Source organism: Extensimonas perlucida, assembly GCF_007655255.1.
In the GTDB taxonomy this organism is placed as follows: domain Bacteria; phylum Pseudomonadota; class Gammaproteobacteria; order Burkholderiales; family Burkholderiaceae_C; genus Extensimonas; species Extensimonas perlucida.
In genome coordinates, this window is the sequence record NZ_VMYE01000028.1 from 27136 (window position 1) to 35101 (window position 7966).

The window sequence follows — 7966 nt, forward strand, 5'->3', positions numbered from 1 at the left end:
GTTGGTGCGCACAATCGAGCCAAATCGAGCCTTTGCGCACCTCTATCAAGCGCGAGCAGCTATTATCAGAGTAGCAATTACGCACCTTGGGACAGCTCGGCATTGAAATTCTGGGCGCCGGCCCAAAATTGCTCGCGCGATTCCTGCTACCTTTTTTCGCACCCAAACACACCATGAGCAAACAAACCCTGTCTTTCCAGACCGAAGTGGCGCAGCTGCTGCACCTGGTCACGCACTCGCTGTATTCAAACAAAGAGATTTTTCTGCGCGAGCTGATCTCCAACGCCTCCGACGCCTGTGACAAGCTGCGCTTCGAGGCGCTGAACGACCCTGCTTTGTACGAAGACGCCCCGAACCTCGAAATCCGCGTGTCCTTCGACCCCGAGGCCAAGACGCTCACGATCACCGACAACGGCATCGGCATGAGCGCACAGGAGGCCATAGACCACCTGGGCACGATCGCCAAGAGCGGCACCAAGGAGTTCATGAACCGCCTCTCGGGCGACCAAAAAGCCGACGCGCAGCTCATCGGCCAGTTCGGCGTGGGCTTTTATTCGGGCTTCATCGTGGCCGACCAGATCACCGTGGAGTCGCGCCGCGCGGGTCTGCCGCCCGAGCAGGGCGTGCGCTGGACGAGCCGCGGCACGGGCGACTTCGAGGTCGAGCCCATCATGCGCGCGCAGCGCGGCACCAGCGTGATCCTGCACCTGCGTGACGACGCCCAGGAATACCTCAACGGCTGGAAGCTCAAGTCCATCATCAGCAAATACTCCGACCACATCGGCCTGCCCATCCTGATGGAAAAAGAGGAGTGGCAAGACGGCGCACCGATCGACCCGAACGACGAAAAGGCTGGCCACCACCCGGGCCGCATGGTCAAGACCGGCGAGTGGGAAACCGTGAACCAGGCGAGCGCGCTGTGGACGCGGCCCAAAAAGGACATCACCGACGAGCAGTACCAGGAGTTCTACAAGGCCATCAGCCACGACTTCGAAAACCCGCTGGCCTGGACGCACCACCGCGTCGAGGGCAGCACCGAATACATCCAGCTGCTCTACATCCCTGCGAAGGCGCCGTTCGATCTGTGGAACCGCGACAAAAAAGGCGGCGTCAAGCTCTACGTGAAGCGCGTGTTCATCATGGACGACGCCGACGCGCTGCTGCCCGGCTACCTGCGCTTCGTCAAAGGCGTGATCGACTCGGCCGACCTGCCGCTCAACGTGAGCCGCGAGCTGCTGCAGGAAAGCCGCGACGTGCGCGCGATCCGCGAAGGCAACACGCGCCGCATCCTGTCGCTGCTCGAAGACCTGGCCAAGCACGACAAGCACGAAACTGGCGCCGAAGTCAGCCCCGAAAACAAGGCCAAGGAAGGCAAATACAGCCAGTTCTACGCTGAGTTCGGCGCCGTGCTCAAGGAGGGCTTGGGCGAAGACTTCGCCCACCGCGAACGTATCGCCGGCCTGCTGCGCTTTGCGAGCACGCAAAGCGACACCGTGAGCGTATCCCTGGCCGACTACAAGGCACGCATGAAAGAAGGCCAGGAGGCGATCTACTACGTCACCGCCGAGAATCTCAACGCCGCCAAGAACAGCCCGCAGCTCGAGATCTTCAAGAAAAAGGGCATCGAGGTGCTCTTAATGACCGACCGCGTGGACGAATGGGCGCTGAGCTACCTGACCGAATTCGACGGCACGCCGCTGCAATCGGTGGCCAAGGGCGCGGCCGACCTCGGCAAGCTGCAGGACGAAGCCGAGAAAAAAGCCGCCGAAGAGGCCGCCGAAGCCTTCAAACCCGTACTCGCCAAACTCAAAGAGGTGCTCAAAGATGAAGTCGAAGACGTGCGTGTAAGCACACGCCTCGTCGACTCCCCTGTCTGTCTGGTGGTTAAAGAAGGCGGCATGAGCACGCAAATGGCGCGCCTGCTCAAGCAAGCAGGGCAGAAAGTGCCCGAGGTCAAACCCGTGCTCGAAGTCAATCCCGAACACCCGCTCGTCAAAAAACTCGACGGCTCGGTGCACTTCCACGACCTCGCACACATCCTCTTCGACCAGGCCCTGCTCGCCGAGGGCGGCTTGCCCGAAGACCCGGCCGCCTATGTGCGTCGGGTGAATGCACTGCTGGCGGGGGCGTAAAGGGCTTGGAAAACCGTGGGCAGTCCGGTGGCGGCAATGCCGCCCCCTGGCCGAGCGCCAGGGTGTTTTTCACGCAGCCTGCTTGGCGAATTCCTGCTGTGACCGGCTCGCAGCGCGTGTTAAATCCGCAGGCGTGCGCCCCTGCTGTGCCCCAAAAAGAAAAAACCCCCTGAGCCGACTAAAAAGGCGCAGGGGGTTTTTGTAAGGAGCCTGACGATGACCTACTTTCGCACGGGAATCCGCACTATCATCGGCGCGAAGCTGTTTCACGGTCCTGTTCGGGATGGGAAGGGGTGGTACCAGCTTGCTATGGTCATCAGGCGAAACTGAGAGCCGTGCTGTTTTTGGTTTTGTTATGGGGGGACAGCGCGGCGAAGATCATAGAAGTCGAATCTGGGGGAATTTGTGATTGCGTTGGTGGTGGCGTGGACACGAGCGACGTGGCAAGTGTGGTGCTTGCGTACTTGCGTACTTGCGTACGAAGGTCATACACATCACATGCATTGGGACTTTGAGTTTTTATCAAAGTTATAGGGTCAAGCCGCACGAGCAATTAGTACTGGTTAGCTGAACGCATTGCTGCGCTTACACACCCAGCCTATCAACGTCCTGGTCTAGAACGACTCTTGAGGGGGCTCGGGGCCCCGGCAGATCTTATCTTGAAACGAGTTTCCCGCTTAGATGCTTTCAGCGGTTATCTCTTCCGCACATAGCTACTCGGCGATGCCACTGGCGTGACAACCGATACACCAGAGGTGCGTCCACTCCGGTCCTCTCGTACTAGGAGCAGGCTTTCTCAAATCTGCAGCGCCCACGGAAGATAGGGACCAAACTGTCTCACGACGTTTTAAACCCAGCTCACGTACCTCTTTAAATGGCGAACAGCCATACCCTTGGGACCGGCTACAGCCCCAGGATGAGATGAGCCGACATCGAGGTGCCAAACACCGCCGTCGATATGAACTCTTGGGCGGTATCAGCCTGTTATCCCCAGAGTACCTTTTATCCGTTGAGCGATGGCCCTTCCATACAGAACCACCGGATCACTATGTCCTGCTTTCGCACCTGCTCGACTTGTCGGTCTCGCAGTTAAGCACGCTTATGCCATTGCACTATCGTCACGATGTCCGACCGTAACTAGCGTACCTTCGAACTCCTCCGTTACGCTTTGGGAGGAGACCGCCCCAGTCAAACTGCCTACCATGCACTGTCCCCGATCCAGATGATGGATCCAGGTTAGAACCTCAAACGCACCAGGGTGGTATTTCAACGTCGGCTCCATGAGAGCTAGCGCCCTCACTTCAAAGCCTCCCACCTATCCTACACAGATCCGTTCAAAGTCCAATACAAAGCTACAGTAAAGGTTCATGGGGTCTTTCCGTCTTTCCGCGGGGAGATTGCATCATCACAAACATTTCAACTTCGCTGAGTCTCAGGAGGAGACAGTGTGGCCATCGTTACGCCATTCGTGCAGGTCGGAACTTACCCGACAAGGAATTTCGCTACCTTAGGACCGTTATAGTTACGGCCGCCGTTTACTGGGACTTCGATCAAGAGCTTGCACCCCATCACTTAATCTTCCAGCACCGGGCAGGCGTCACACCCTATACGTCCACTTTCGTGTTTGCAGAGTGCTGTGTTTTTATTAAACAGTCGCAGCCACCGATTTTTTGCAACCCCTTTGGGCTCCCTTTGTTCAAGTTCACCTACTTGGGGCATACCTTCTCCCGAAGTTACGGTATCAATTTGCCGAGTTCCTTCTCCTGAGTTCTCTCAAGCGCCTTAGAATACTCATCTCGCGCACCAGTGTCGGTTTGCGGTACGGTCGTCAATAGCTGAAGCTTAGTGGCTTTTCCTGGAAGCAGGGTATCACTCACTTCGGCAGCAAGCTGCCTCGTTGTCACCCCTCATCTTAGCCCGGCGGATTTGCCTACCGGGCACGACTACAGGCTTGAACCAACTATTCCAACAGTTGGCTGAGCTAACCTTCTTCGTCCCCACATCGCACTATTGAGCGGTACAGGAATATTGACCTGTTTCCCATCAGCTACGCATCTCTGCCTCGCCTTAGGGGCCGACTCACTCTACGCCGATGAACGTTGCGTAGAAAACCTTGCGCTTACGGCGAGCGGGCTTTTCACCCGCTTTAACGCTACTCATGTCAGCATTCGCACTTCTGATACCTCCAGCATCCGTTACCAGACACCTTCACAGGCTTACAGAACGCTCTCCTACCACGCACGATTGCTCGTGCATCCGCAGCTTCGGTAACTGGCTTGAGCCCCGTTACATCTTCCGCGCAGGACGACTCGATCAGTGAGCTATTACGCTTTCTTTAAATGGTGGCTGCTTCTAAGCCAACATCCTGACTGTCTTAGCCTTCCCACTTCGTTTCCCACTTAGCCAATTTTAGGGACCTTAGCTGGCGGTCTGGGTTGTTTCCCTCTTGAGTCCGGACGTTAGCACCCGGTGCTCTGTCTCCCAAGCTCTACTCTGCAGTATTCGGAGTTTGCCTTGGTTTGGTAAGTCGCCATGACCCCCTAGCCAAAACAGTGCTCTACCCCCGCAGGTAATACTTGAGGCACTACCTAAATAGTTTTCGGAGAGAACCAGCTATTTCCAGGTTTGTTTAGCCTTTCACCCCTATCCACAGCTCATCCGCTAGTTTTGCAACACTAGTCGGTTCGGACCTCCAGTACCTGTTACGGCACCTTCATCCTGGCCATGGATAGATCACCTGGTTTCGGGTCTACACCCAGCGACTAAAATCGCCCTGTTCGGACTCGGTTTCCCTGCGCCTTCCCTATTCGGTTAAGCTTGCCACTGAATGTAAGTCGCTGACCCATTATACAAAAGGTACGCCGTCACCCTTGCGGGCTCCGACTTTTTGTAAGCATGCGGTTTCAGGATCTATTTCACTCCCCTCCCGGGGTTCTTTTCGCCTTTCCCTCACGGTACTGGTTCACTATCGGTCGATGATGAGTATTTAGCCTTGGAGGATGGTCCCCCCATGTTCAGACAGGGTTTCTCGTGCCCCGCCCTACTTGTTCCCAGCTTGGTACCACATGGCTGTTTTCGCATACAGGGCTATCACCTGCTATGGCCGGGCTTTCCATCCCGTTTTGCTAACAACTATGCTATCTCTGGCAGGCTCTTCCGATTTCGCTCGCCACTACTTTCGGAATCTCGGTTGATTTCTTTTCCTCGAGCTACTGAGATGTTTCAGTTCGCCCGGTTCGCCTCGTTGGCCTATGTATTCAGCCAACGATACCCTTGCGGGTGGGTTTCCCCATTCGGACATCTCCGGATCACAGCTTGTTTGCCAGCTCCCCGAAGCTTTTCGCAGGCTATCACGTCCTTCTTCGCCTATCATCGCCAAGGCATCCACCACATGCTCTTTGTCACTTGACCCTATAACTTTGACGTCTCTTGCGAGACGGCTCCGCTACTTTCCAAGGACTTGCGAGGTCTTGCACCTCGCGCGTTAATGCATGCTATGCACGTCATGCAAGTATTCACGCCGCATCGATTTTCGCCCTTGCGGACTAAAATCGTATGTGTCGAATTTCAAACTCGGTTTGAATATTCGTTTTGACGCAATCAAAAATTCTTGTCGCCGATGATTTTTTGCTCCAGCATTTTCACTGGTGCATATTTCATCAGCAACGCTGATTCGACTCTATGATTTTTTAATGAACAGCCGATGTGCTTCAGGTGATCCTGAGCAACAGCAAAATAGCCTTTTGCAAAGCCACTTTGGTGTTGCGCTTTTTCGTCGCTTGCGTTTTGTCGTCGCCTTTGTCTTCGCCTTGTTTGGTGGAGGATGACGGGATCGAACCGACGACCCCCTGCTTGCAAAGCAGGTGCTCTCCCAGCTGAGCTAATCCCCCCAAAGCCCTTCTCGCGCATTGGATGGTTGGTGGGTCTAGTTGGGCTCGAACCAACGACCCCCGCCTTATCAAGACGGTGCTCTAACCAGCTGAGCTACAGACCCCAGGCCATCTGAACTCGTGGGTTCGATGGTGCATCCAACAACCGATAAGTGTGGGCGTTCAAGCTGCAGTGCTTTTTCCAGAAAGGAGGTGATCCAGCCGCACCTTCCGATACGGCTACCTTGTTACGACTTCACCCCAGTCACGAACCCTGCCGTGGTAATCGCCCTCCTTGCGGTTAGGCTAACTACTTCTGGCAGAACCCGCTCCCATGGTGTGACGGGCGGTGTGTACAAGACCCGGGAACGTATTCACCGCGACATGCTGATCCGCGATTACTAGCGATTCCGACTTCACGCAGTCGAGTTGCAGACTGCGATCCGGACTACGACCGGCTTTGTGGGATTGGCTCCCCCTCGCGGGTTGGCTACCCTCTGTACCGGCCATTGTATGACGTGTGTAGCCCCACCTATAAGGGCCATGAGGACTTGACGTCATCCCCACCTTCCTCCGGTTTGTCACCGGCAGTCCCATTAGAGTGCCCTTTCGTAGCAACTAATGGCAAGGGTTGCGCTCGTTGCGGGACTTAACCCAACATCTCACGACACGAGCTGACGACAGCCATGCAGCACCTGTGTGCAGGTTCTCTTTCGAGCACTCCCAAATCTCTTCGGGATTCCTGCCATGTCAAAGGTGGGTAAGGTTTTTCGCGTTGCATCGAATTAAACCACATCATCCACCGCTTGTGCGGGTCCCCGTCAATTCCTTTGAGTTTCAACCTTGCGGCCGTACTCCCCAGGCGGTCAACTTCACGCGTTGGCTTCGTTACTGAGTCAGCTAAGACCCAACAACCAGTTGACATCGTTTAGGGCGTGGACTACCAGGGTATCTAATCCTGTTTGCTCCCCACGCTTTCGTGCATGAGCGTCAGTGCAGGCCCAGGGGATTGCCTTCGCCATCGGTGTTCCTCCGCATATCTACGCATTTCACTGCTACACGCGGAATTCCATCCCCCTCTGCCGCACTCCAGCCTTGCAGTCACAAAGGCAGTTCCCAGGTTGAGCCCGGGGATTTCACCTCTGTCTTACAAAACCGCCTGCGCACGCTTTACGCCCAGTAATTCCGATTAACGCTCGCACCCTACGTATTACCGCGGCTGCTGGCACGTAGTTAGCCGGTGCTTATTCTTACGGTACCGTCATCAGCCCTAGGTATTAACCAGGGCTTTTTCGTTCCGTACAAAAGCAGTTTACAACCCGAAGGCCTTCTTCCTGCACGCGGCATGGCTGGATCAGGCTTGCGCCCATTGTCCAAAATTCCCCACTGCTGCCTCCCGTAGGAGTCTGGGCCGTGTCTCAGTCCCAGTGTGGCTGGTCGTCCTCTCAGACCAGCTACAGATCGTCGGCTTGGTGGGCCTTTACCCCACCAACTACCTAATCTGACATCGGCCGCTCCGTTCGCGCGAGGCTCTTGCGAGTCCCCCGCTTTCATCCGTAGATCTTATGCGGTATTAGCGCAGCTTTCGCTGCGTTATCCCCCACGATCGGGCACGTTCCGATGCTTTACTCACCCGTTCGCCACTCGCCACCAGACCGAAGTCCGTGCTGCCGTTCGACTTGCATGTGTAAGGCATGCCGCCAGCGTTCAATCTGAGCCAGGATCAAACTCTTTTGTTTGATCTTTTGGTTTTGCTCTCTTTAGAATTGAAGTTTCCTTCTTTTCTTGCTTCGAGCGTTTGTGTGCTATTCGCACTTGCCTCCAGGCTTTCGCCTAGAGGACTTTGCGCACTTAGCTCAAACGCCCACGCTTATCGGCTGTGTGTTTTTAAGGATCCGCGCTACAAAAGCTTTTCTAAACTTTTGCCGCTTTGCACCTCAGCTGCAATCAGCTGAGCCGCGTATT

At 55.6% G+C, this 7966-nt stretch carries 2 protein-coding genes, 2 tRNA genes and 3 rRNA genes; 2 read left to right on the forward strand and 5 right to left on the reverse strand.

Annotation, left to right across the window (positions count from 1 at the left end; genetic code table 11):
- Window positions 1-173: 173 nt before the first annotated feature.
- The gene (htpG, locus tag FK527_RS16075) at window positions 174-2132 is read left to right on the forward strand and encodes a molecular chaperone HtpG (RefSeq protein ID WP_144735558.1); all 1959 of its coding nucleotides are present in this window, start codon (window positions 174-176) and stop codon (window positions 2130-2132) included.
- Between the two features lie 208 nt (window positions 2133-2340).
- Here htpG and rrf read toward each other — a convergent pair.
- Window positions 2341-2453 (reverse strand): 5S ribosomal RNA (gene rrf / locus FK527_RS16080).
- Between the two features lie 211 nt (window positions 2454-2664).
- A 23S ribosomal RNA gene (locus tag FK527_RS16085) occupies window positions 2665-5543 on the reverse strand.
- Between the two features lie 236 nt (window positions 5544-5779).
- Between FK527_RS16085 and FK527_RS16090 the strand changes: the two genes are divergently transcribed.
- On the forward strand, window positions 5780-5959 hold the full coding sequence (locus tag FK527_RS16090; RefSeq protein WP_144735504.1) for a hypothetical protein: 180 nt from the start codon (window positions 5780-5782) through the stop codon (window positions 5957-5959).
- On the opposite strand, the gene FK527_RS16095 is transcribed toward FK527_RS16090, so the two are convergent.
- The 3 genes from FK527_RS16095 to FK527_RS16105 all read right to left on the reverse strand — a co-directional run bounded on the left by FK527_RS16095 (window position 5947) and on the right by FK527_RS16105 (window position 7740).
- Window positions 5947-6022 (reverse strand) — tRNA-Ala (locus tag FK527_RS16095). The genes FK527_RS16090 and FK527_RS16095 overlap by 13 nt on opposite strands.
- 27 nt (window positions 6023-6049) lie before the next feature.
- A tRNA-Ile gene (locus tag FK527_RS16100) sits at window positions 6050-6126 on the reverse strand.
- 81 nt (window positions 6127-6207) lie between these two features.
- A 16S ribosomal RNA gene (locus FK527_RS16105) occupies window positions 6208-7740 on the reverse strand.
- The 16S, 23S and 5S rRNA genes sit together here with 2 tRNA genes alongside, the layout of an rRNA operon.
- Between the last annotated feature and the right edge of the window lie 226 nt (window positions 7741-7966).